Origin of the sequence: Pseudoalteromonas sp. P1-16-1b (assembly GCF_001401785.1) — a bacterium.
GTDB lineage: Bacteria > Pseudomonadota > Gammaproteobacteria > Enterobacterales > Alteromonadaceae > Pseudoalteromonas > Pseudoalteromonas undina.
The window spans coordinates 217,867-239,287 of record NZ_LKGQ01000004.1; the positions used below are offsets into that span (position 1 = coordinate 217,867).

Consider the following 21,421-nt stretch of genomic DNA (forward strand, 5'->3'; position numbering starts at 1 on the left):
CCTATGCTTTAGTCCAAGGACGTACTTTCATACCCTCAGTTACATAGTTTGCACCTGCACCAACAATTACATCGCCAGCACTTAAACCGTCAGTGACAATGAGTTGTTCTCCAATGCCATTTTCAATAGTAACGGTAGTTTTAGAAGCTTGCATAGTTTGAGCGTCAACCGTCCATACAAAGTGTTCACCATTTTGTTCAAAAATAGCAAAGGTTGGCACTAATAAACGAGTGGATGCTGAGCTGGCTTCACGTGTGAGTTTTAGACTGGCATTCATGCCAGGCAATATATTAAGGTTATTTGGTACAGCAAATGCAAATCGCACTTCATAAGTTTGACTCGCAGAGTCTGCTTCTAAATTGGCACGTCTAAATGTTGCTGGAATGGGGGGAGTCGATACATCTTGTAAAATAACTGACGCTACATTGTTTTGCTTAGAGTCAACCGTGGCCACAATTGAAGCGGGAATATTTACCACCGCTTCCATTTCGCCTTTACCAAATAAAGTAACAACATGTTGACCCGCGCTTATGTTTTCAAGCTGCTTTACTGGCACCTCAGCAACAATGGCATCGTAAGGCGCTATAATTTTACTGTCAGATAGTGCTTTTTGCGCCGAGTCATATTGTGATTCAGCTACTTCTTTTTTAGATTTTAGTTGCTCTATATCTCGTTGCGAAATAACCCCATCTTTAGCGAGCTTTAAACCACGTTGGTAATCATTGTCGGCGGTTTCAAACTGAATTTTGCTCGACTTAACCTCATTAATAAAGTTTCGTTGTTCCAATACGGCTATTACATCGCCTTTTTTTACATTTTGTGCGGCAATAACGTTAAGCGTTTCTAGCTTTCCGCTAACTTGAAAAGCAAGCTTTGAGCTATTTATAGTGTCGATAGTGGCAGGGTAGGTGAGCGTTTTTGATTGCGACTCATCACCTATGGTTATTAGTTTAACCGCACGTGGTTCGTTTTGTTTTTGCGTGCTGACTTCACTTTCTGAGCAACCGGCTAATAAAAGTAGAAACATGATACTAATCAAATTAAATTGAGTAAAACAAGGTGTTTTGATCATCTGGTTTACCTTAAATAAAAAGTGCGTTGTTAATTGTTGGCATTTTTAAGCAATTAAAAATTATAAAATAGCCAATTGAGTTTGTTTTCAAATTTACCTTAAATGCAATGTATTAAGTATTAACTACTGACTACTTGAATGGAAGCAGCCGTTAGCTAATGAGCAATAAATAACATTTTAATTTCAAGAGTTTATTATTACTTGTACGGTTTTGTATTAATTTGTTTGATTGTGTAGAAAGCACCAAAATTATAACTTAGTACTTTCTCATATAGGCCTAAGTATAATTAACAATCAGTTATTTAAAAGTGTAAGCCTGTAAACATAAGTTGTTTATAGATTTAAAACCATAAACTGTATTTTTTATTAATTAAATTGAAATATTAATTGCTTAGCAGCGGTCTTGTAAAAGTCATGTTGGTATCGCTTGATAAAAGCGCTTCAACGTAAGGCATCACTCAGTAATGGTTAGCCATTTATTTACAGACGTAATGTTAACTATGAATAACTCCTAACATAATCATTAAAAAATAATCACACGAGGTCTAATCCTACCATGAGTAAAAAAATCACCTTTATTGCAATAATCACTTTATTTGCTTTAACGATTTTATATTTTACCGGCGCATTTAATCGTGACGTAGTAACTGCACAGCGTTTTGTTAATTTACAGCAAGGTGATAAAACCCATGAGGGATTTCGCCGAGCACACGCAAAAGGTATTTGTTTAGCTGGCTCTTTTGAGTCAACGGGTGAGCTTGCTAAGTATTCGCAAGCAAAGGTATTTGATTTAGGGGCAACCCCTTTTGTAGGTCGCTTTTCTATTGCGGGTAATAATCCAACTGCACCTGATTTAAAAGCACCGGTGCGTAGTTTAGCGTTTTCTATAACCACTGATGATAACCAAGAGTGGCGGGTTGCAATGAATACGCCTCCGGTTATGGCGGTAGCTACGCCAGAAGCGTTTTTTAAACAACTACAAGCACTTTCACCCGATCCGGTGACTAAAAAGCGCAGCCCAGAAAAAATTAAAGCGTTTTTTGCAGCACACCCTGAAAGTGCCGCTTTTAATAACTGGAAAGCAAGCTACACGCCAAGCAGTAGTTTTGCCACTGAGCAGTATCACAGCATTAATGCGTTTTATTTGGTGGATGAGAATGATGAAAAGCATGCCGTACGCTGGATTGCTAAACCGCAATTAAGTGATGAAAACACCCAACCACTTACTATTGATTTACCAGATGCATTGCAGCTACAACTTAAAGACCAAGTAGCTCAAGCACCGGTTAAGTTTGATATGCTGTTTAGTTTTGCAACCGAAGAAGATGATGAAAACAACCCAACTGTTTTATGGCCACAATCGCGCAAAACCATTAACGCCGGTACGTTAGTAATAACACGCTTGCAAGCACAAGAGGGTGGGGTATGTGAAAACATGAATTTTGATCCGTTGGTTTTACCAACAGGTATTGAGCCAAGTGCCGATCCTATTTTACGTGCCCGTGGCGCTGCCTATGCAGAGTCATTTCGTCGTCGTGCTAAAGAAGTACTTTTAAATAATTAATCACAGGAACGAGTCAATGAACACAATTACTAAATACTCAGCGTCGAGTATGCTTATTCACTGGGCAATGGCATTAATTATACTTTCTATGTTATTTCTTGGTTTATCGATGGTACAAAGTTTAGCCGTATGGCAAGTAGAAGCTATACAACTACATAAATCGTTTGGTGTGTTAGCACTGATATTAGTTGCAATAAGATTAATTAATAAAGTGCTGTATAAAAGCCCTGCATTACCCCAAAGTGTGCCTAAAGCACAAGCTTTAGCGGCACATTTAACCCAAGTGGGTTTATATGCGTCTATGATTTTGATGCCAATTTCAGGCTGGTTAATGCAAAGTGCTGACGAACGTTCTGTGAGCTTTTTTGGTATATTTACTTTACCTGATTTAGTCAGTAAAAACATTGAAACCTATGCATTTTTTCGTGAAGCACATGGTTTAATTGCTTATGCATTTTTACTGTTTATTTTTATGCATGTAAGCGCTGCACTTTATCATGGTTTAATAAAGCAAGATGGCGTATTGGGTTCTATGTTACCGGGTAAGCATAAATAAACTGATAGTTTTATACAAAAAAGGCACAGGTACGTTTGCACCTGTGCCTTTTTTAAATTTTAGTATTTAGCCTAATTTTAGTGCGTCTTCTACGCTAAAAGCGCCATCTAATAAAGACTTACCTAAAATTACGCCGCCCACACCAAGTTCATTGAGCTTTTTAATATCATCTAACGAGCTTACCCCACCTGAGGCTTGCACTTTAATATTTGAATTATGATTAATTAAATCTTTATAAAGCGCAAAAGAAGGGCCCGTCATGGTGCCATCTTTACTGATGTCCGTGCATAAAAAGTCAATAACACCCAGAGCAACGTAAAAATCAACAAGCTCAAGTAAACCAAACTCAGATTCGTTTAGCCAACCGTGAGTAGCAGGTGCCCATCCTGTGGTTGTTTTATTTACATCAAGGGCAATTACAAAGTGCTCAGCGCCAAATTGTTCAATCCAGGCTTTTACTTGCTCACGTTTTTCAACTGCCATTGAGCCAATAACCACTTGGTTTGCACCTGCTTTTAGCCAATCGCTCACGTCTTGCTCTGAACGAATACCGCCACCTACTTGGTAAGGTACGTTAAGCGATTTTGTTGCTGCTTGAATATGTTGCCACTGTTTTTTACTTGGATCCCGTGCACCTTCTAAATCAACTAAATGTAATTTAGTGGCACCACTGTCGGCATACTCTTTTAAGCGAGCACCAAGCTCAAAGGGATAAAACTGTGCAGTATCGTATTTACCTTGATACAAACGTACGATTTGATTTTGTAATACATCTAATGCTGGAATAATCACTGTATTTCTCTTTTAAAAGCATGAAGAGCAACCTAAAGTTGCCAATCAATAAAATTTTGTAATAAACGCGTGCCCACTTTAGCGCTGCGTTCAGGGTGAAATTGCATGCCTGCATAATTGTCTTTAGCTACAATTGCAGAAAATGTTTGCCCGTATTCGCTGCTGACTAGTGTGGCGTTATTAACGGTATGGGCGAAACTGTGCACATAATAAACCTGATCGTCTGCGTGCAAACCTTGAGTCAACGGGTGCGCTTGTTGAACAGATAGGTTATTCCAGCCCATATGCGGTGACGTTAAACTCCCTACATCCAGTGATTTTACTTGGCCTGGTATTTTACCTAAGCATTGCACGTTACCTTCTTCAGTGCTATCACACAGTAGTTGCATGCCTAAGCAAATTCCCATTAGCGGGCGCTGATATTCGTTAATTGCTTGCTGCCAACCATTATCAACCAAACGCTTCATAGCAACAGATGCATGACCAACACCGGGTAAAATAGCACGTTCATAGCCAGCTAATTGTTCTGGCGAAGTAATCACCGTAGGGTTTTGCCCTAAACGCTCAAATGCAAACCGCACTGAGTTAATATTGGCACAACCGGTATTAATTATCGCTATCATAAACATCCCTTTGAGCTGGCTGTTTGTTGGCTGGTATCTTGCGCAATAGCCATGCGCAAAGCACGAGAAAACGCTTTAAATAAGCCTTCTACTTGGTGGTGGCAGTTGCCGTCACTCACCGATAAAATAAGACTAATTGCGGCGTTATCACTTAAGCTTTTAAAAAAGTGTTCAACCATTTGTACGTCTAAATCACCGGCTTTTTCACGGCTAAAGTTGGCGTTTAATACAAATGATGCCCGACCTGATAAATCAATTTGTGCCTCGGCTTTACATTCATCCATAGGCAAGGCAAAACCATAACGCGCAATTTGCGATTTGGTGCCAAGCGCTTGTTTAAGGGCAACACCTAAAGCAATACCAATGTCTTCAACAAGGTGGTGCTCGTCTATGTGTAAATCGCCTTTGGCTTTAATATTTAAGCCAATATTGGCGTGAGTGCGAATTTGATCCAGCATGTGATCAAAAAAACCTAGGCCAGTTTCAATGCTGCCATTTTTCGTTTGATCAAGGTTAACCGCTACATCTATTTGTGTTTCTTTAGTGTTGCGTGTCACACGGCCTTCACGGTTTGCCGTGGTCAGTTTAGTGACAATGGCAGGCCAGCTACCATCATATAAAATACCTTCACAACATAAGTTTTGCGCAAGGCCAATATCGGTTTGGCGATCACCAATCACAAAAGAACGTGCTAAATCAACTTTGCCTGAGCGCATCAGTTCGGTTAGTAAGCCTGTTTTTGGTTTACGGCAATCACAGTTCTGTTCATCAAAATGTGGGCAAATTAGTACTGACTCAAAGCTAATGCCTTGGCTTTGTAAGATGTCCATCATTTTGTCTTGAGCAATATCAAAATCGGCAGTTGGAAAGCTGTCTGTGCCCAAGCCATCTTGATTCGATACCATCACTAAGCGATAGCCTGCGGCTTGCAGTTGCAATAAGGCAGGAATGACACCTGGTAAAAACGCTAGTTTTTCAAGGCTGTCGACTTGTTTATCGGTGATTGGCTCTTCAATAATAGTGCCATCGCGGTCTATAAATAAATAGGGGTTACTCATGATACTTCCTGTTGTGCTGCGGTTTGTGGCAATTGCAGGCCATCTAACCAAATTTTTACTTGTTCTAATTCTTGTTCATTACCAATTGAAATACGTAGCCAGTCGTCTTCATTAAACAAGGTGAAGGCGCGCATTACTAAGCCTTGTTTAAGCGCTTGTTTAAAGTAATCCTTGTTCGCTAATTTTAAAGTAACGAAGTTGCCTTCACCAGTGAGTATTTTTAATACTGCAGGAGAGGCGTTTAACCAGTCAATAAGCTTTAACTTTAAGCTATTTAAAATCGTCACTTGGCGACGCATTGAGGTAATCGCATCAGGGGCAATGGCTTGTGCTGCAATGCTTGCCACCACACCCGATACCGGATACGGTGCAATGACTTTACGAATAGGCGCTAATACACTGGCCTGAGCGAGAGTAAACCCTGTTCTTAAACCCGCAAGTGCAAACGCTTTTGAGAGTGTACGAAGCACAACAATATTACTGAACTCGTTTATAAGTTGTGTTGCACTTTGCTCTGGACAAAACTCTATATAGGCTTCATCAACAATCACTAATGCTTTACCTACAAGCGCAGTGGCAATGGCTTTTACTTTATCTAGCGGCGTTAAGCTTCCAGTTGGATTATTTGGATTACAAATAAACACTAGTTTTGAACTACCCACCGCGGCAACTATTTCATCCACGCTGGCATTTAATAAAAGCGCTTGTGTTAGGCCATTGATTGCGACGTTGTGTGTATCGGCCGTTACTTTGTACATACCATATGTTGGTAAAAATAGTGCAATGCTGTCTTTTGACGGTTCACAGTAGGTACGTACTAATAATTCAATGCCTTCATCTGCGCCGCGAGTCATTAATACATTTTCGTTTTCAAGCTCGGCATAGGCAGCGTAGCGGTCAATAACCAATTGAGGCTGAGGATCGGGGTAACGATTCAAGTCTTCAATTGTTATTTCAAGGTTTTTAGCATACGGGCTTTCGTTCGCATTAAGCCAGGTTGTGCCGGTTAGTTTTTCACTTTTAGCTGAGCTATACGCAGCAAGCGCTGCAATATTATCAGGTAATAAGCCGCTCTCATTGCTCATTTTTTATTGCCTCTAAACGAATTGAAACCGCATTAGCGTGGGCATCTAGGCCTTCTGCATCTGCTAAGGGTAAAATAGCTTTTGAAAGCTCAGTTAAGCCTTGTTTACTGATAGTTTGTACTGTGTAAGTACGGAAAAAATCAAGTAAATTCAAGCTAGAGTAAGTTGCACTGTAACCATAAGTGGGTAACACGTGATTAGTGCCTGAGGCATAATCGCCCGCTGACTCTGGGGTGTAATCGCCAACAAATACAGAGCCTGCATTCTTTACTTTATCTAAATAAGGAGTGGCATCGCCAAGCTGTAATATTAAGTGCTCTGGCCCATATTGCGCTGATACGTCAAACGCTTGGGCTACTGAATCAACTAGAATAAGTGACGAATTAGCCAATGCCTGTTCGGCAGTGTCTTTTCGGCTTAAGTTGGCAAGTTGACGTGTGAGTGCATCTTGCGTTTGTTCAATAATGGTTTCACTGTTACATAATAAAATAACTTGTGAGTCAGCCCCGTGTTCTGCTTGAGACAGTAAGTCGGCAGCAATAAACTCTGGGTTTGCACGTTCATCTGCAATCACTAACACTTCTGATGGCCCTGCTGGCATATCAATCGCCATACCTGGAATCGTTTGTGCAACTAATTGCTTTGCCATGGTGACAAAGCTGTTACCTGGACCAAAAATCTTATTCACTTTAGGAACAGACTCTGTGCCATAGGCCATAGCAGCAATCGCGCCTGCACCGCCGCTTTCAATAATTGTGGTGATACCACATAATTTAGCGGCATATAAAATAGCCGGGTTAATTGCTTTATCACCTTGTACTGGGGTGGTTAATACCACGGTTTTTGCACCGCTTAACTGCGCCAATACACCTTGCATAATAACCGATGATGGAAGAGGGGCACTCCCTCCTGGTACATAAATACCGACTGCTTCGATGGCTTGATATTTCAGTTCACAGTCAACACCTGGTTGAGTCGATAACTTGATATCTTTTGGTAGTTGCGCTTGGTGAAAACATTTCACATTGGCATAAGCGGTATCAATTGCATACTTAAGCTCTGGGCTTAGCATTTTCTCAGCGGCATTAATTTCATCAAGTGGTACACGTAAACGCGGCTTGGCTCTATTATCGAACTCTTTTGCTAATGCAAGTAGAGCGGCATCGCCTTGCGCATTAACTTTTGCCAAAATAGTCTGGCAAATGCTTTCTACTTTTTCACTTGCTGATACAGCAGGGCGCATAAGCGCCGCTGCTTGAACTTGTGATGATTCCTCATTCCAACGAAGCATTGTTGTTACTCCATCATTTTTTCAATTGGCATAACTAAAATAGAATTGGCACCAAGGGCCTTAAGTTGTTCCATGGTTTCCCAAAACAGGGTTTCACTGCTCACCATGTGTAGGGCAACATATTCATCATTACCCGCAAGAGCCAGTAATGTAGGTTGCCCAGCGCCAGGTAAAATTTCACAAATTTCATCAAGCTTGTCTTTTGGTGCGTGTAACATAATGTATTTGCTTTCTTTAGCTTGCTTTACACCACGTAAACGAGGCATTAGTTTATTGATGAGCGCTAATTTTTCAGTATCTTGTAGTTGAGTGTTTTGGATTAAACAGGCATTTGACTCTAAAATTGTATCACCCTGCATTAAGCCATTTGCTTCAAGCGTTGCGCCTGTAGAAACTAAATCACAAATCGCATCGGCAAGTCCTGCTCGTGGTGCTACTTCCACTGAACCTGTTAACATTACTGTACTGGCGTTTATGCCTTCGCGTTTTAGGTATTGGCTTAAAATTTCTGGGTAAGTGGTTGCTATGCGTTTGCCTTCAAACCAGCTCTTGTCTTGTTTACCAAGTTCTTGTGGCCATGCGAGTGCTAAACGACAGTAACCAAAGTCAAGTTTAGCAAGCTTTGTTACTTCACTCGGTACACCTTGGCGTTCTCTTTCTGCTTGCACTTCAACTAATACGTTTTCGCCAACAATACCTAAATCACATACACCATCCATAACTAAGCCTGGAATATCGTCATCGCGCACACGCAAAACGTCGATAGGCATGTTGGTTGAGTGTGCTATTAGACGCTGCTCACGAAGATTGAGTTTTACACCCAGTTGTTTAAGTAGATCTTGACAATCTTTAGATAGGCGGCCACCTTTTTGGATGGCGATACGAAGACGATTACTATTATTCATTACTCATTTTCCTTTAATTTAAAAACTAAAAACCCCGAGGGAAACCTCAGGGCGAAAATGAATCTTGGTATGTTGATTCGCCAGAGGTTTCCTTTTAGGAACAACCTCTCAGCGAAAGACCTGACAGGTTATTCCGATGAATGATGGTGATGATGTACAACTGTCAGTGAATTAAGCATTTTTATATCCTGTTTAGCTATTCGTTACTATGTTAACGCTTAGCTGCTGTTTGTTTAATAAATTTCGCATTTATAAAAACACATTCACTAACATCATGGCAAGAAAAATATTCTTTAATTAAAGAATATCTTATAACTGCCGATAATAATTAGAGTATTGCTTTATTTATCAACAGCTTTATAGTGATTAAATTACGTTCAATTCAATGGAGGCATGCATGGATATAATGATCCCTTATTTAGGGCCTATTACGCGTTTGACGCTTGAATCTAAAGGGGCTTTTCATATTGCAGGGGTTCAACAAAGTGCCAGTGCCAAAAAAGTAGAGCTAGAAGAGCGGAGAAAAAAGGAGGTAGAAAAACAACATAAGCTGTCGTTTGACGAAAATAAATCGCGCAATAACACCGCTGAAGAAGATGACGACAAACCCCATCTAGATACATGGGCTTAAATAAAGTTTATTGCCTGTCAGAGTATAAAGGTAATTACAAAACCTCCTTCACTTAATTAAGCCCTCGGCTTAAATTCCGTTTAACTCTCTACAAATCACATTAGTTTAAATTTTTACAGCAAGAACACGACTTTTTAGTCATCGTTGAGTGATGAAAATTTACTAGTGCAACTTATAAAACCAATCCCCTTGTTGAACTTTAGAATGTAAATATATGTATACATAATGTTATATTTTGTTTTTACTGTAAATAGGGTTAATTGTAACACACTGTAAATAAAGCACTAAATTTCTTTACTAATACTTTAATTGTAAATTAAATGTTTAATTTTCGTTATGTCAGTTTGCGGTCTATGCTGATCCCTAATCGGGTACAAGGTGTACCGGTTAATACAAATATACTAAAAACTTAAACTTTAACGGAGCGTAAACGTGAATTTATCTAAAATCACAATAGCAACTTTTGCTGCTTTAACCTTGGTTCAAGCAACAAATGCAGTAGCTGCGAATAAGAAGTATCTAAATCAACAACCGACAATTAATAACATGGTGCAATCAAACTCTGCTTCCTTGCTATCGGTAAGTCCAAATCAGTTGATTGGGTTAAGTGTAGGGAACGAATTAGTTGTATTAAAAGAGTTTACTAGCAATAACGGTGAAGTAACACGTCGTTACCAACAAACGTATCAAGGCATTCCTGTTATTGGTGATACAGTCAGCTTAACATTTAATAATGGGATGCTTAAAAAAGCCCATGGCGCCGCTGTTTACAACATTGATGAAGATTTAGCGGACGTTTCAGCTAAGTTGACAAAAAAAGATGCGATTTTAAAAGGGTCAAAAACAGGCATTGCAGCAAAATCAGTCGGCTTGAAAAAACATAACGAGCAATCAAGACTCGCTATTTGGGTTGACGATCAGAATAAGGCGCATTTAGTTTATGAGGTGTCTTATGTTACTTATGGTAAGTCACCATCAAGACCATATCAGATCATTGATGCTAATACTGGTGAGGTATTACTTAGTTACGATAACTTACAACATGCCAATGCAACAGGTCCTGGCGGAAATCTAAAGACAGGCAAGTATATTTATGGAACTGATTTTGACAGTCTAGATGTTAGCCAATCGGGTAATACTTGTACCATGAATAACGCAAATGTGCGTACTATTAATTTAAATGGTGGAACGAGTGGCTCTTCCGCACATTCATTTACGTGTCCTGAGAATACGGTCAAAGAAATTAATGGCGCATATTCACCGCTAAATGATGCTCATTTTTTTGGGAACGTTATTTTTAATATGTATAACGATTGGGTAGGTACAGCACCCTTGAGTTTTCAGTTACAAATGCGCGTTCATTATTCAAGTAATTATGAAAATGCATTTTGGGATGGCAGTGCAATGACCTTTGGCGATGGCCAAAATACGTTTTATCCATTGGTAAGTTTAGATGTATCTGCACATGAAGTTAGCCATGGCTTTACTGAGCAAAATTCAGGTTTGATTTACAATGGTAAACCAGGTGGATTAAATGAAGCATTTTCGGATATGGCTGGTGAAGCTGCTGAATTTTATATGAAAGGCAGCAACGATTGGCTAGTTGGTAAGGATATTTTTAAAGGTAATGGTGCGCTGCGTTACATGAATAACCCTACCCAAGATGGCCGTTCAATAGATAACCAAAGCAACTATTATTCAGGTATGGACGTTCATTATAGTTCAGGGGTTTATAATAAGGCATTTTATAATTTAGCAACCACGCCGGGTTGGGATACGCAAAAAGCATTTATCGTAATGGCTCGTGCCAACCAACTATATTGGAGTGCGGGTGTAGGCTGGGATTTAGCCGGTAACGGGGTGATGGATGCAGCCTGTGATTTAAATTATGACCCAAATGATGTTAAAGCTGCTTTAGCTGCCGTTGGGGTTAATTCAAATCTTAGTTCAGGTAGTGAATGTGCAACAACACAACCACCGACTGACGATGAAGCATTAACCAATGGGGTAGCGCGTACGGGTATCAGTGGCGCTGAAAAAGAGCAACTATTCTTTACTTTAGATGTTCCCGCTGGCGCGACAAATCTTCAGTTCAATACTACTGGCGGCTCAGGTGATGCAGACTTATACGTTAAATTTGCAAGCCGACCGACCTTAAATAGCTACGACTGTAATAGCACAACATCTACTAGTACAGAAAGCTGTAACATAAGTAATGCACAAGCGGGAACTTACTATGTAATGGTTGAAGCATGGAATGCTATATCTGGCGTATCATTAACGGGTAGTTACTCAGGTGATAATGGTGGGGTAACGCCTATCAACAGAACTGAGTCTAATATTAATGTGACTACTAATAACTGGAGTCGCTTCACTCAAGATTTATCCGCAGGGTATAGCACTTTAAATATTAGTATTGCTGGTGGCAGTGGTGATGCTGATCTTTATGTAAACTTTGGTTCGCCTTCAAGTACGTCTTCATATTTATGTAGACCTTACAAAAATGGCAACAATGAAGAATGTACATTTGAGAACCCGCAATCGGGTACTTGGTACATTGATCTTAGAGGCTACAGCATAGCAAGCGGTGTAACACTCAATATAACTGCTAATTAGGCATAGTTATAAAAGGGGCTTAGCCCCTTTTTTTAATGCTTAAAATAAAAGTGAAATGATAAGGAATATTTATGAACTACTTTAAACAACTAGCAGTTATTACTACTTTAACTATGAGTTTTAATTGCTTAGCAAATGAAAATCCAGACAATATTTGGGTAACTATTGATTCAACTGCAGCCCAGCATTATCAACATGAACAAGGTACATTTTTACAAAAAATACCTTTTTCTCACAGAAAATCAAGCCCTATACCAGATGTTGATTTACTCAGTGTACCTAGTAACGCGGTAAATAATTTGAGTGAGTTTATGCATCATAACTACAATCGTTGTGGTGGGTTTGTTGCTCATAGCTCGTTTGAAGAAGCGAGTGATTACGCAAAACAATTAGCGGTCGTTCAAAATAGCCAAGCATTATTAGCTTACAATTATTCTATTGATAATGCGCAGACGGTACAAAGTTTAATTAATGCACAAAGTCCGATTAACTTACAAAGCACAGTAAATTCACTGACTAACTTTAATAATCGTTATTATACCTCGCAAACCGGTGTTGATGCTTCACAATGGTTGCAAAGTTATTGGCAACAAATTGCAACTACCCGAAGTGATATAACCATTGAAAGTTATCAGCATAGCTGGGCGCAATCATCCGTCATTGTAACCATTGCCGGTGCTGAAAATGCAGATGAGATTGTAATTATTGGAGGCCATTTAGACTCGATTAACCAAGCAAATCCTGCACAAGGACGCTCTCCTGGCGCGGATGATAACGCATCGGGTATTGCAGTGTTAACTGAAGCTTTAAAAGCGATAGTTGAAACAAATTATAAACCGCAAAAAACCATTAAAATAATGGCATTTGCGGCAGAGGAAGTAGGTCTGAGAGGCTCTAAAGATATAGCCAGTAGTTATCGTGCGCAGGGTAAAAATGTAGTGGGTATGGTGCAATTTGATATGACCGGCAACAACGGCAGTATCGAAGATATTATTATGATGACGGATTACACAAATAATGCTCAAAACCAGTTTTTAGCGCAGCTTATAGATACATACTTACCCCAAATTAGTTATGGCTTTGACCAATGTGGTTATGGTTGCTCCGATCATGCTTCATGGTACCAACAAGGCTTTGCTGCCTCTATGCCGTTTGAATCAAAAATGAATGATATTAATCCACTCATTCATACACAAAATGACAGTAATTTCGATGCTGATCATGCAATAAAATTTGCTAACTTAGCTGTAAGCTTTGTAGCTGAATTGGCAAAGAATGCTGGTGATGTAACACCGCCAAGTAATAATGAGTTAGTAAATGGTGAGCCAATTTCTGGTATCAATGCCACTGCTAAAGAGCAGCTTATCTATACATTGAATGTACCAAAAGGAGCGCAAAATTTAAGCTTTGAAACCTCAGGTGATAATGGCGATGCCGATTTATACGTTAAGTTTAATCAGGCGCCAACATTAAGCGATTTCGATTGTAAAAGTACGTCTGCCACAAGTAATGAACGGTGTGATATTCCTACAAGCGATGATGGAACTTACTATGTAATGGTTGAGGCATATAGAGCAATTAACAATATTTCTTTGATAGGTAGTTTTGAGCAAGCTGGTGCTTTAGAGCCTATCAATCGCGTAGAAGATAACATTAGCGTAAATACTGGTGATTGGCAGCGTTATGAACAACGTTTAGTTGCAGGCTATTCTTCGCTAAATGTTGCTATTTCAGGTGGAACTGGCGATGCTGATTTGTATTTAAATTTTGATGCGCCATCATCTAATACACAATATGTTTGTCGCCCTTATAAAAATGGCAACACAGAAACATGTACTGTCTCTGCACCCCAAGCAGGTTTATGGTACATAGATATTAAAGGTTATCGTAATGCAAATGGCATTACCTTAACTATTAATGCAGAATAATTAACAGGGGCACACGCCCCTTTATTGGTTAAATTCTCACTCACTTTGGCTTGCCCTTCCTCAACAGCTTACGTAGAATCCCGCTATTATTTTTTACATAGTGATTGGTATTATCAAACAGCTGTTTAGTGCGACCGGGCCTTTGGCTTTATCAATAGATGGATACACACCACGCCAGCCTCAAATCGATATGGCGGTGGCGGTTGAGGATGCATTAAAAACCCGATCTCAACTTGTTGTTGAGGCAGGCACTGGCACAGGTAAAACCTTTGCTTATTTAGCTCCCGCTCTTAAATCTAAGGGCAAAACGATTATTTCAACCGGTTCTAAAGCACTGCAAGAGCAGCTTTATCACCGCGATTTACCCGTATTAGTAAAAGCCTTAGGTGCAGCTAAAAAAACGGCCTTGTTAAAAGGGCGTGCCAATTATTTGTGTACGTATCGACTAACTCAACATGTGGCACACGTACCAACAGACGACCCTGATGTAATGCATCAGCTCGCTATGGTTGCTAAATTTGCCAGTGAAACGCATACCGGCGATTTAGCCGATTGTATTGGTATTGAAGAAGATGCCAAAGTGTTGCCGTATGTAAGCTCAACTGCTGATAATTGCTTAGGCAAAGAGTGCCCAGACTTTCAAGAATGCTATATTCGCAAAGCGCGTTTAAAAGCGGGGGATGCCGATGTTGTGGTAATAAATCACCATTTGTTTTTTGCTGATATGGCGGTAAAGGAATCTGGTTTTGCAGAGCTAATGCCCAATGCCGATGCCTACATATTTGATGAAGCTCACCAATTAAGCGAAATTGCCAGTGACTATTTTGGCGAAACCATGAGCACCAAAAAGCTGGTGGATTTAATTAACGATTTGCGCGCTATTTATCGCGCTGAAATTCCAGACATGCTGCAATTAGGCAAAAGTTTAAATAAGCTTGAAACCAGTGTCGCTGATTTAAGGCTGCAGTTTGGAGTAGATGGCAGTCGAGGTGACTGGCGTGAAAAGCTCAGTAATAAGGTTATTTGCTCGGCCTTACACCGGGTTATTAGTGATTTAGAGTTTGTGTATCAGGTATTAAAGTTATGCTTAGAGCGAAGTGATAAAATAGAACATCCGTTTGAACGAGTATTGGCTTTTAAAGGTCAGTTAGAGCGCGTATTCGATACTGCTCAAACAGGTTTTAGTTACTGGTACGAAACCACGAGGCGCTATTTAACTATTAATATTACGCCTCTGAATGTATCGGCTAAATTTGCTTTAATGATGAAAGAGTCGGGTTCAGGATTTGTTTTTACCTCGGCCACGTTATCGGTCGACAATGAACTGAGCCACTTTAATGCGAGCCTTGGCTTAAAACCAAAGCAAAGTATGATGGTAGATAGCCCGTTTGATTATGAGAATCAGGCGTTGCTGTGCTTACCTCGTTATTTACCACAATCGCATGAAGATAATATGCCCCATGCGATTGTAAAATTAACCTTAGAGCTTATTAAGTCGGCTAAAGGGCGTTGTTTTGTGTTATTTACCAGTTACCGTATGATGCATTTAGTGGCTGAGGGCTTAACTACGCAAATGGACTACCCAGTTTATATGCAAGGGCAAATGTCTAAACGAATTATACTAGAAAAATTTACTCGCCATGGTAATGCGGTATTGCTGGGCACCGCGTCATTTTGGGAAGGGGTTGATGTACGAGGTAGTACCTTAAGCTGTGTTATTATAGATAAGCTGCCATTTGCTGCACCTGATGACCCTTTATTACAAGCTAAAATGCAAGATTGCCAAATGCAAGGGAAAGACCCGTTTGCACATATTCAATTACCTCAAGCGGTGATTGCCTTAAAGCAGGGGGTAGGTCGCTTAATAAGAGACAACAAAGATAAAGGCGTGTTAGTGATTTGCGATAATCGCTTAGTTACACGCCAATATGGACAAGTATTTTTAAAGAGTTTACCGCCAATGCGCCGTACACGTAGCTTAGAAGATGCCAATACATTTTTAAAACATATTAATTGAGTACAAAAATGATCAAAAGTAACATTCTCGCCCTAGATGCCTCTACTGAAGCATTATCAATTGTTTTGCATTATCAGGGTAAAACATTTCATCATTTTGAAGAGTGCCCGCAGCAGCATAGCCAAAAAATTCTGCCACTTATTGATGAGCTACTTGGTAAAGCCGGCTGTAAATTAAAAGATTTAGACGTAATAGGATTTGGCCAAGGGCCAGGTAGCTTTACTGGCGTGCGTATAAGCGTAGCCATTGCCCAAGGTCTTGCGTATTCAACTAATTTACCATTAGTTGGGGTATCTACTTTAGCAGTCATGGCGCAACAGGCGTTTGAACAGTTTGGTGCTAACGATGTTTATTCTAGTATTGACGCGCGTATGGGAGAAATCTACTTTGCTCAATACCACGCAAAAGATGGATTGATGACACTTAAAGGCGAAGAGCGAGTATTCAAACCTGAATTGTTAGATGCAACTTTGATAGATTCAAATATCGATGCTGCAGCCGTGGGGACTGGTTTTAAAAGTTACCCTGATGCACTAACGCCATTTAATAATGTAACCATACAGCCTGAAGTAACCTTACCGGATGCACACTATATGTTGGCACTCGTAGAGGCGCAGTACCTTGCAGGTAAGGGTGTAAAAGCCAGTGATGCACAACCAAAGTATGTGCGTGATACGGTAACATGGAAAAAATTACCGGGCCGTGAATAAGATAAACACGGTTGTTTGCAAATTAAGCGATTTTAAATCATAATTTAAAGTATGTTGTTGGTTGGAGAAGCGCTGTGTCGCTACCTATAAGTTCAGGTTTTTTTACAGGTGATATACCTGCTAAGGTGCGTTCTACTTCGGTAGTTCCGGCGCAGCCTGAACGAGTAATAGAGCAAGCCAAATCACAAAAATCTAATACCGATTATGTCAAAAGCAGCCCAGAAGGGCTTGAACTTGCTAAAGAGTTTACAAAAGCGAACAGCAAAGATACCCAATACAGCCAAACTATTTACGATCAACCCAGTGCTCAAGTAAGCAAAGCGATTTCTACTTATACTGAGTTTGCTAATTTAGAGCGAAGAGCTGAAGTTCAAAGCTTAATTGGTGTTGATATATACGCTTAGCTAAGATTAAAAAAAAACAAAAAAGCCCGAATGAATCATTCGGGCTTTTTTAATTTCATTACTGAGATTATTGTTCTATGTAACCAATCAATTTTTTAGCTATATCGGTATTATTTTGAGAGCCAACAAAGTCATCACTATTTTTGCCATAAGCAAATACTTGTACATCAGACGCTGTGTGACCGCCTGTTGTCCAACCTGTAAAGCTTAAGTCATTAATAATGCTTTTAACGGCCAAATTGAGCGTTTTTAAACCCATAGCTTTGGCTTGATTAAGCTTAATTTCGTTTTCAGCTGTAAACTCAATACTAGTATTTTCCTGCCATACCGCTTTAAGATTATCTGACTCCATTAGTAATTTGGTCAATGTGCCCGCAGTGGCTTTTACACCTTTGATGACATCTGTTTCCCATTTATATTGGCCATGTGCACCAATAGTTAAACCGCCTGTTGAGTGGTCTGCCGTGATCACTAAAATAGTGTCTGGGTTGTTATCTACATAGGCTTTAGCCGTTTCGATTGATTTAGCAAAGTCATCCATTTCAGCCATTGCACAGGCAATGTCGTTTGCGTGACCACACCAGTCAATTTGGCTGCCTTCAATCATCACAAAAAAGCCTTTATCATTTTGCCCATCAAGCAAATCAAACGCTTTAGAAGTTAACTGCTTTAGTCTTGTTGGGTTTTCATCAAGAGCAAACGGTAAGCCTTTAGGTGCATATAAACCTATAGCAGGCACTTGAGTGATTTGACCAAGGTTTTGAATATCATCGCCATATTGATAACCAGCTTGCTTAAATTCGTCGACTAAGTTTCTGTCATCACGAATAAAGTATTGAGTACCACCGCCTAACATTAAATCTACCGGTAATTTACCTGCAATTTTATTGTCAATGTAGTCATTAGCGATATCATCGTAGTTTCTTCTTGATTCATTATGTGCGGCAAAACTTGCTGGTGTTGCATGGTTTATTTGTGAGGTAGCTACTAACGCTGTTGTCATTCCTTGCTCTTTTGCAATTTCTAGCATGGTTTTAACAGGCTTTTTAGCTGTATCGACGGCAATAGCGCCATTATAACTTTTATGGCCGCTGCTAAGTGCAGTTGCACCTGCTGCGCTGTCTGTAACATAGGTATGGTCATCTGGATACGTGTGCGCCATGCCTTTTAATATGGTATCAAAAACGGTCGTTTCTATTTCTTTTGTTGTTGGGTCATCTTTGTAGTATCGATAAGCGGTTGTGAAAGCGGGACCCATGCCATCACCAATCATATAAATAACATTTTTAGGCGCTGTTTGAGCAAATGCTCCTGTTGTTGTACATAAAAGCGCTAATAAGCCGAACTGTTTTTTCATTGTGTGTACCCTTTAAGTGTACTTATTTTAATAGCGACTATTATTGTATACTGATGACCAGATAAATAAATGAATATGTTATGAAATCTCGCAATTTAAGTGTGTGCTCTTCTAGCTCGGTTCTATTATTTGTGTATTAACTCTTGTATGTTACTGCTATAACCAAATAAAAAGTAGAGGTTTGCATTGCAACCATTTTCTGTCAAAGCTAACGACTTAGATATACATGGCCTTAAATTTGGAGACGGTGAAGAGGTTGTTATTGCGCTTCACGGTTGGTTAGATAACAGTGCTAGCTTTGCACCTATGCTAACTGACGTACCGTCAAATCAAACATGGTATTGTATTGATTTTGCAGGGCATGGACTATCATCTTGGCGAAGCCCTCAGGCACATTACTACTTTATTGATTATGTGGATGATGTGTATGCCTTAATCACAGCGCTTAAATTAAAAAAGGTACACTTGGTCGGGCATTCGATGGGGGCGATGGTCGCGGGTTTATTTGCGAGTTGTTTTAACGAGTATGTTAAATCCGTTTCTTTTATTGAAGGAATTGGCTGCGTTACCACGCAAGCAAATGAAGTCGCTTCGCAACTAAGAAATGCCATACTTAACAGGGCACGGTTAACGATTAAAAAATCAAGGACATATACTTCTAAAGAGCAAATTTATCAAGCGCGTGCAAAAACAACTGATTTAAATGATGAACTAATTGCGTTGCTGATGGACAGAAATATAAAACAAATGCACAGTGGGTTTGAGTTAACAACTGATCCTAAGCTTAAAAATCACTCAGGTTTTCGATTTGATGAAGCGCAATGTATTGGTGCAATAAAAGAATTAATTGCACCATGTCAATTAATATTAGGTGATAAAGGTTATCCATTTGTAAAACAAAATTTAGACAAGTATAGTAAATATTACAATAACTTGAGTGTAATAGATGTGCCCGGTGGACATCATTGCCATATGCAAAGTAGTGGGCTATGTTTTGAACACATTCACGCATTTATGGTGCAAAGTAGTGCATGTTAATTGTATATTACCGATAAATGTGGGATTATCTCTAGATTAGAGTATTTGCTCAATTGTGAAAGTGCCTTACTTAGATTAAGGTTAATAAAAATATAATTATAAACAGGGGCTAAGAGTGGAAAAAATCTGGCTTAAGCGCTACCCAGAAGGTATGCCTGAAACAATCGATCCTGAGCACTACAACTCGTTACTCGAAGTGTTTGAAAAAAGTTTTAATGAATACAAAGATTTACCTGCATTTACAAATATGGGTAAAACATTGTCATACAACGAAATAGATGCAGCAACGAAACGTGTTGCCGCCTATATTCAAAACGATTTAGGGCTAAAGAAAGGCGATAAAGTCGCTGTGATGATGCCTAACTTGTTGCAAACCCCTATTGCTATTTTAGGTATTTTACGCGCAGGGTGCGTTGTGGTTAACGTTAATCCACTTTACACCGTACGTGAGCTAGAGCATCAGCTAAAAGATTCTGAAACATCGGCAATATTTATACTAGCTAACTTTGCTGATACGCTTGAAAAAGCGCTGCCTAACACTGACGTGAAACACATTGTGGTTACCCAAGTAGGTGACATGATGGGGGGTCTTAAAAAGCATTTAGTTAATTTTGTAGTTAAGCATTTCAAAAAAATGGTGCCAAGTTACACGTTACCTAACACGATTAAATTTTGTGATTTATTAAAAGCTGATCCCAATGGTTACACACGCCCAGACGTCAATCTAAGTGACTTAGCTTTTTTACAGTACACAGGTGGAACTACCGGTGTATCTAAAGGCGCAATGTTGAGCCATGGCAATATGGTAGGCAACCTTGAACAAGTGTCTGGTTGTTTAGACAAAGTTCTTGACCGTGGTAGTGAAGTGGTTATTACCGCACTTCCGCTTTATCATATATTTGCGCTAACAGCTAACTGTTTGGCATTTATGAAATACGGTGGTTTAAACGTTTTAATTACTAATCCACGTGATATGCCTGGATTTGTAAAAGAGCTGAGCCAGCATAAATTTACTGCTATTACAGGGGTTAATACTCTATTTAATGGTTTATTAAACACTCCTGGTTTTTCTGAACTTGATTTTAGTCACCTTAAAATGTCATTGGGTGGCGGTATGGCGGTACAACGTCCTGTTGCAGAAAAGTGGCAAAAAGTGACCAATACTAAATTAATGGAAGGCTATGGCTTAACTGAATGTGCTCCATTAGTAACAATTAGCCCATATGATTTAGAGGCATATAATGGCTCTATTGGTTTACCTGCGCCAAGTACAGATATTAAGTTAATGCTTGATAACGGTGAAGAAGCGGCTAAAGGTGAGCCAGGCGAGCTATGGGTTAAAGGCCCTCAAGTTATGCTTGGTTACTATAATCGCCCAGACGCAACCGCTGAATGTTTAAAAGATGGTTGGTTTGCAACCGGTGATATTGCGACGTACGATGATGAAGGTTTCTTCTATATTGTTGACCGTAAAAAAGACATGATTATTGTTTCAGGCTTTAATGTTTTCCCAAATGAGATTGAAGAAGTGGTTGCAATGCACGAAGGTGTATTAGAAGTTGCTGCAATTGGTATTCCTCATGACATTAGTGGTGAACAAGTTAAAGTTTTTGTTGTGAAAAAAGACCCTTCTTTAACTGAAAAAGATATAATAAAACATTGTCGTGATAATTTAACTAATTATAAGGTTCCTAAACTCGTTGAGTTTAAGGATGAGTTACCCAAAACTAACGTGGGTAAAATTCTCAGAAGAGCCTTAAAAGATTAGCAACTA

The 21,421-nt window shown here is 39.5% G+C and carries 18 protein-coding genes; 10 read left to right on the forward strand and 8 right to left on the reverse strand.

The window, feature by feature from the left end:
- Position 1 precedes the first annotated feature (1 nt).
- Positions 2-1,072 carry an efflux RND transporter periplasmic adaptor subunit gene (locus AN392_RS05070; RefSeq protein ID WP_055012042.1) on the reverse strand — a complete coding sequence of 357 codons (1,071 nt, stop codon included), beginning with the start codon at positions 1,070-1,072 and terminating at the stop codon, positions 2-4.
- Positions 1,073-1,628: 556 nt separating this feature from the next.
- Here AN392_RS05070 and AN392_RS05075 point away from each other — a divergent pair.
- Together AN392_RS05075 and AN392_RS05080 are read left to right on the forward strand one after the other, a co-directional pair.
- Positions 1,629-2,636 carry a catalase family peroxidase gene (locus tag AN392_RS05075; protein WP_055012043.1) on the forward strand — a complete coding sequence of 336 codons (1,008 nt, stop codon included), beginning with the start codon at positions 1,629-1,631 and terminating at the stop codon, positions 2,634-2,636.
- 16 nt (positions 2,637-2,652) lie between these two features.
- Positions 2,653-3,192, forward strand: coding sequence for a cytochrome b (locus AN392_RS05080; RefSeq protein ID WP_055012044.1), 540 nt, complete (start codon positions 2,653-2,655; stop codon positions 3,190-3,192).
- A gap of 66 nt (positions 3,193-3,258) precedes the next feature.
- Here AN392_RS05080 and AN392_RS05085 read toward each other — a convergent pair whose 3' ends face one another.
- From AN392_RS05085 to hisG, 6 genes are read right to left on the reverse strand one after another with little or no spacing between them, the layout of a single operon-like run.
- Positions 3,259-3,984, reverse strand: coding sequence for a 1-(5-phosphoribosyl)-5-[(5-phosphoribosylamino)methylideneamino] imidazole-4-carboxamide isomerase (locus AN392_RS05085; protein ID WP_055012045.1), 726 nt, complete (start codon positions 3,982-3,984; stop codon positions 3,259-3,261).
- 32 nt (positions 3,985-4,016) lie between these two features.
- Positions 4,017-4,607 (reverse strand): imidazole glycerol phosphate synthase subunit HisH, encoded by a 591-nt coding sequence (gene hisH, locus AN392_RS05090; protein WP_055012046.1) that lies wholly within the window; start codon positions 4,605-4,607, stop codon positions 4,017-4,019.
- Positions 4,604-5,665: a bifunctional histidinol-phosphatase/imidazoleglycerol-phosphate dehydratase HisB gene (hisB, locus tag AN392_RS05095; RefSeq protein WP_010388866.1), complete on the reverse strand. Its 1,062-nt coding sequence runs from the start codon at positions 5,663-5,665 to the stop codon at positions 4,604-4,606. Before hisB ends, hisH begins: the two co-directional genes overlap by 4 nt.
- Positions 5,662-6,750, reverse strand: a complete 1,089-nt coding sequence (hisC, locus tag AN392_RS05100; protein WP_055012047.1) for a histidinol-phosphate transaminase — start codon at positions 6,748-6,750, stop codon at positions 5,662-5,664. Before hisC ends, hisB begins: the two co-directional genes overlap by 4 nt.
- A complete protein-coding gene (gene hisD / locus AN392_RS05105; RefSeq protein WP_055012048.1) occupies positions 6,740-8,041 on the reverse strand; it encodes a histidinol dehydrogenase in 1,302 nt (433 codons plus the stop codon). Before hisD ends, hisC begins: the two co-directional genes overlap by 11 nt.
- A gap of 5 nt (positions 8,042-8,046) precedes the next feature.
- The gene (gene hisG / locus AN392_RS05110) at positions 8,047-8,946 is read right to left on the reverse strand and encodes an ATP phosphoribosyltransferase (RefSeq protein WP_008112621.1); all 900 of its coding nucleotides are present in this window, start codon (positions 8,944-8,946) and stop codon (positions 8,047-8,049) included.
- A 397-nt stretch (positions 8,947-9,343) separates the two neighbouring features.
- On the opposite strand from hisG, the gene AN392_RS05115 reads away from it, so the two are divergent.
- The 6 genes from AN392_RS05115 (at position 9,344) to AN392_RS05140 (ending at position 17,252) form a co-directional block, all read left to right on the forward strand.
- Positions 9,344-9,577 (forward strand): hypothetical protein, encoded by a 234-nt coding sequence (locus AN392_RS05115; protein WP_055012049.1) that lies wholly within the window; start codon positions 9,344-9,346, stop codon positions 9,575-9,577.
- 432 nt (positions 9,578-10,009) lie between these two features.
- Positions 10,010-12,193, forward strand: coding sequence for a M4 family metallopeptidase (locus AN392_RS05120; RefSeq protein ID WP_055012050.1), 2,184 nt, complete (start codon positions 10,010-10,012; stop codon positions 12,191-12,193).
- A gap of 71 nt (positions 12,194-12,264) precedes the next feature.
- The gene (locus AN392_RS05125) at positions 12,265-14,121 is read left to right on the forward strand and encodes a M28 family metallopeptidase (protein WP_055012051.1); all 1,857 of its coding nucleotides are present in this window, start codon (positions 12,265-12,267) and stop codon (positions 14,119-14,121) included.
- 100 nt (positions 14,122-14,221) lie between these two features.
- Positions 14,222-16,138 (forward strand): ATP-dependent DNA helicase, encoded by a 1,917-nt coding sequence (locus tag AN392_RS05130; RefSeq protein WP_055012052.1) that lies wholly within the window; start codon positions 14,222-14,224, stop codon positions 16,136-16,138.
- 8 nt (positions 16,139-16,146) lie between these two features.
- Positions 16,147-16,848 (forward strand): tRNA (adenosine(37)-N6)-threonylcarbamoyltransferase complex dimerization subunit type 1 TsaB, encoded by a 702-nt coding sequence (gene tsaB, locus AN392_RS05135; protein ID WP_055012053.1) that lies wholly within the window; start codon positions 16,147-16,149, stop codon positions 16,846-16,848.
- Between the two features lie 74 nt (positions 16,849-16,922).
- Complete coding sequence (locus tag AN392_RS05140; protein WP_054201593.1) at positions 16,923-17,252, forward strand: hypothetical protein; 330 nt, start codon at positions 16,923-16,925, stop codon at positions 17,250-17,252.
- Between the two features lie 67 nt (positions 17,253-17,319).
- On the opposite strand, the gene AN392_RS05145 is transcribed toward AN392_RS05140, so the two are convergent.
- Positions 17,320-18,609: an alkaline phosphatase gene (locus tag AN392_RS05145; RefSeq protein WP_055012054.1), complete on the reverse strand. Its 1,290-nt coding sequence runs from the start codon at positions 18,607-18,609 to the stop codon at positions 17,320-17,322.
- Positions 18,610-18,795: 186 nt separating this feature from the next.
- Here AN392_RS05145 and AN392_RS05150 point away from each other — a divergent pair, with 186 nt between their 5' ends.
- Together AN392_RS05150 and fadD are read left to right on the forward strand one after the other, a co-directional pair.
- Positions 18,796-19,647 (forward strand): alpha/beta fold hydrolase, encoded by an 852-nt coding sequence (locus AN392_RS05150; protein WP_054201592.1) that lies wholly within the window; start codon positions 18,796-18,798, stop codon positions 19,645-19,647.
- 115 nt (positions 19,648-19,762) lie between these two features.
- Positions 19,763-21,415, forward strand: a complete 1,653-nt coding sequence (gene fadD, locus AN392_RS05155) for a long-chain-fatty-acid--CoA ligase FadD (RefSeq protein ID WP_010388852.1) — start codon at positions 19,763-19,765, stop codon at positions 21,413-21,415.
- The last annotated feature ends 6 nt before the right edge of the window (positions 21,416-21,421 follow it).

Excerpts from the sequence above, each read along its gene's own strand:
- AN392_RS05070 (WP_055012042.1), bottom strand. The coding sequence starts at position 1,072 with ATGATCAAAACACCTTGTTTTACTCAATTTAATTTGATTAGTATCATG.
- AN392_RS05075 (WP_055012043.1), top strand. The coding sequence starts at position 1,629 with ATGAGTAAAAAAATCACCTTTATTGCAATAATCACTTTATTTGCTTTA.
- AN392_RS05080 (WP_055012044.1), top strand. The coding sequence starts at position 2,653 with ATGAACACAATTACTAAATACTCAGCGTCGAGTATGCTTATTCACTGG.
- hisH (WP_055012046.1), bottom strand. The coding sequence starts at position 4,607 with ATGATAGCGATAATTAATACCGGTTGTGCCAATATTAACTCAGTGCGG.
- hisB (WP_010388866.1), bottom strand. The coding sequence starts at position 5,665 with ATGAGTAACCCCTATTTATTTATAGACCGCGATGGCACTATTATTGAA.
- hisC (WP_055012047.1), bottom strand. The coding sequence starts at position 6,750 with ATGAGCAATGAGAGCGGCTTATTACCTGATAATATTGCAGCGCTTGCT.
- hisD (WP_055012048.1), bottom strand. The coding sequence starts at position 8,041 with ATGCTTCGTTGGAATGAGGAATCATCACAAGTTCAAGCAGCGGCGCTT.
- hisG (WP_008112621.1), bottom strand. The coding sequence starts at position 8,946 with ATGAATAATAGTAATCGTCTTCGTATCGCCATCCAAAAAGGTGGCCGC.
- AN392_RS05115 (WP_055012049.1), top strand. The coding sequence starts at position 9,344 with ATGGATATAATGATCCCTTATTTAGGGCCTATTACGCGTTTGACGCTT.
- AN392_RS05125 (WP_055012051.1), top strand. The coding sequence starts at position 12,265 with ATGAACTACTTTAAACAACTAGCAGTTATTACTACTTTAACTATGAGT.
- tsaB (WP_055012053.1), top strand. The coding sequence starts at position 16,147 with ATGATCAAAAGTAACATTCTCGCCCTAGATGCCTCTACTGAAGCATTA.
- AN392_RS05145 (WP_055012054.1), bottom strand. The coding sequence starts at position 18,609 with ATGAAAAAACAGTTCGGCTTATTAGCGCTTTTATGTACAACAACAGGA.